The organism is Thiomonas delicata (genome assembly GCF_900088825.1).
GTDB lineage: Bacteria > Pseudomonadota > Gammaproteobacteria > Burkholderiales > Burkholderiaceae_C > Thiomonas_A > Thiomonas_A delicata.
In genome coordinates, this window is record NZ_LT592173.1 from 1 (window position 1) to 3,025 (window position 3,025).

Below are 3,025 nucleotides of genomic sequence, written 5' to 3' on the forward strand. Positions count from 1 at the left end.
TATTCGATGGCTTTGGTAATGTCTTCGATGATCTTCTTGGCGTCGCCGAAGACCATCATGGTTTTGTCGAGATAAAACAAGTCATTATCCAAACCCGCATAGCCCGTGGCCATGGATCGCTTGTTCACGATCACGGTCTTGGCCTTGTAGGCCTCGAGAATGGGCATGCCGGCAATCGGCGACTTGGGATCGTTCTTCGCCGCCGGGTTGACCACGTCGTTGGCGCCCAGCACCACGGCCACGTCGGCCTGCGCGAACTCGGGGTTGATGTCGTCCATCTCGAACACCTGGTCGTAGGGCACCTCGGCCTCGGCCAGCAGCACGTTCATATGCCCGGGCATGCGGCCGGCCACCGGGTGGATGGCGTACTTCACGTTCACGCCGCGCTCGCCGAGTTTTTGCGCCAACTCCTTCAGCGCATGCTGCGCGCGGGCCACGGCCAGGCCGTAGCCCGGCACGATGATCACCGTTTCGGCGTTGCCCAGCAGGAAGGCCACGTCGTCCGGGCTGCCGGACTTGACCGTGCGCTGCGCCCCGCCCGTGGCGGCCACGGCGGCCTCGCCGCCGAAGCCGCCGAGGATGACGTTGAAGAACGAGCGGTTCATCGCCTTGCACATGATGTAGCTCAGGATCGCCCCGGAGGATCCCACCAGCGAGCCGGCGATGATGAGCATGCTGTTTTCCAGCGAGAAGCCGATGCCGGCGGCGGCCCAGCCCGAGTAGCTGTTGAGCATGGACACCACCACCGGCATGTCGGCGCCGCCGATGGGGATGATGATGAGCACGCCCAGCACGAAGGCCAGCGCCAGCATGACCAGGAAGGGCGTCCAGTTCGCCGTGGCCCAGAACGCCAGGCCGAAGCCGACGGTGGTCAGCGCGATGGCCAGATTGATCCAGTGCTGCGCGGCAAAGCGCACCGGCGCGCCCTGGAACAGGCGGAACTTGTACTTGCCGGAGAGCTTGCCGAAGGCGATGACCGAGCCGCTGAAGGTGATGGCGCCGACGATGGCGCCGATGAACAGCTCGACGCGGTTGCCGTAGGGCAGCGGATCGCCCATCGCGGCGACGATGCCGAAGGCATGGGGCTCGGCCACTTCGGCAACGGCGATGCACACCGCCGACAGGCCGATCATGCTGTGCATGAAGGCCACCAGTTCGGGCATCTTGGTCATCTCCACGCGCTTGGCCATGGTGGCGCCGATGGCGCCTCCCACGACCAGCGCGGCGAGCACATAGCCCAGGCCGGCGGCGCCGGCGTCACCGCCGATCTTGACGATGAGGGCGACGGTGGTGAGCGCGGCGATGGCCATGCCGGTCATGCCGAAGACGTTGCCGCGCCGGCTCGTGGCCGGGTGCGACAGACCCTTGAGGGCCTGGATGAAGAACACCGAGGCGACGAGGTAAAGCAGGGTGACCAGGTTCATGCTGAGGGTCATGGCAAATCCTTGCGTGCGATCTTGGCGTGGTTCATGGTCATTCGGCCTTCTTGGCGACGGGACGTTCTTTTTTCTTGAACATCTCCAGCATGCGGCGGGTGACGAGGAAGCCGCCGAAGATGTTCACCCCGGCCATGGCCACGGCCAGCATGCCCATGACCTTGCCCAGCGGCGTGACGGTGAGCGCGGCGGCGAGCATGGCGCCGACGATGATGATGGCGGAGATGGCGTTGGTCACCGACATCAGCGGGGTGTGCAGCGCGGGGGTGACGGTCCACACGACGTGATAGCCGACATAGATGGCCAGCACGAAGATGGTGAGGTTGATGATGAAAGGAGAAATTTCGTGCATGTTCAGTCCTTCGTGAAGGCAATGCTGGGAGCGGCGCGGCGCGCGGCGGCAATGCGCCGGCCTTGCGCCGCGCCAAACGGGGCAGGTGCGGCCATGGGATCAGGCCGCCTTGCGCTTGACCTCGCCGTCCCGGGTCATCAGGCAGGCGGCGACGATGTCGTCGTCCATGTTGACGATCAGGCCCTTGTCCTTGTCGAGCACGAGCTTGAGGAAGTCCAGCACATTGCGTGCGTACAGCGAGGAGGCGTCGGCTGCAACCATGGCGGGCAGGTTGGTCTCGCCGACGATGGTGACGCCATGCCTGACCACGGTCTTGTCGGCTTCGGTCAGCGGGCAATTGCCGCCTTGCGCAGCAGCCATGTCGACGATGACCGATCCGGGGCGCATGCCCTGGACCATGGCCTCGCTCACCAGCACGGGGGCACGCCGCCCGGGGATGAGCGCCGTGGTGATGACGATGTTGGCCTGCTTGACGCGCTCGGCCACCAGGGCGGCCTGGCGATCCAGCCAGGCCTTGGGCATGGGCCGGGCGTAGCCGCCCACGCCTTGGGCGATCTCGCGTTCTTCGTCGGTCTCGAAGGGCACGTCGATGAACTTCGCGCCGAGGGACTCGACCTGCTCCTTGGCGGCGGGGCGCACGTCGGAAGCTTCCACCACCGCGCCCAGGCGCTTGGCGGTGGCGATGGCCTGCAGCCCGGCCACGCCGGCGCCCAGAATCACCAGTCGGGCGGCTTTGACGGTGCCGGCGGCGGTCATGAGCATGGGCATGAAGCGGGGGTAGAGGTTGGCAGCCAGCAGCACGGCTTTGTAGCCGGCGATATTGGCCTGGCTGGACAACACGTCCAGGCTCTGTGCCCGCGTGGTGCGAGGGGCGGCTTCGAGCGCGAAGGCCGTCAGGCCGGCCTGGGCCAGGGCTTGCAGGCCTTCGGCGTTGAAGGGTTCGAGCATGCCCACCACGGTGGCGCCGCGCTGCATCTGCGCCAGCTCGGCGTCTTGCGGGCGACGCACCTTGAGCACGAGTTCGGCCCCCAATGCCTCGGCCGCCGTGACCATTTGGGCCCCTACGGCCTCGTAGTCGGCGTCCACCGCGCCAGCGGCCACGCCCGCCCCGGCCTGCACCACCACCACATGCCCCTGGGCCACGAGCTTCTTGACGGTCTCGGGAGTGGCGGCCACCCTGGCCTCCCCCGCCACACTCTCAGCCGGAACGCCGATGCGCATGAATCCTTCTCCTCAA

3 protein-coding genes are annotated in these 3,025 nt (G+C 66.5%); all 3 read right to left on the reverse strand.

From position 1 onward, the window contains the following. Positions 1-1,436, reverse strand: a 1,436-nt coding sequence (locus tag THIARS_RS17840) for an NAD(P)(+) transhydrogenase (Re/Si-specific) subunit beta (RefSeq protein ID WP_094158981.1), incomplete at its 3' end; no start/stop codon positions are given. 37 nt (positions 1,437-1,473) lie between these two features. Further along, positions 1,474-1,788, reverse strand: a complete 315-nt coding sequence (locus THIARS_RS17845) for an NAD(P) transhydrogenase subunit alpha part 2 (protein WP_094158982.1) — start codon at positions 1,786-1,788, stop codon at positions 1,474-1,476. 99 nt (positions 1,789-1,887) lie between these two features. Beyond that, the gene (locus tag THIARS_RS17850) at positions 1,888-3,009 is read right to left on the reverse strand and encodes a Re/Si-specific NAD(P)(+) transhydrogenase subunit alpha (RefSeq protein ID WP_094158983.1); all 1,122 of its coding nucleotides are present in this window, start codon (positions 3,007-3,009) and stop codon (positions 1,888-1,890) included. Positions 3,010-3,025: the final 16 nt, after the last annotated feature.

Coding starts and splice junctions, on each gene's coding strand:
- THIARS_RS17850 (WP_094158983.1), bottom strand. CDS start 3,009: ATGCGCATCGGCGTTCCGGCTGAGAGTGTGGCGGGGGAGGCCAGGGTG.
- THIARS_RS17845 (WP_094158982.1), bottom strand. CDS start 1,788: ATGCACGAAATTTCTCCTTTCATCATCAACCTCACCATCTTCGTGCTG.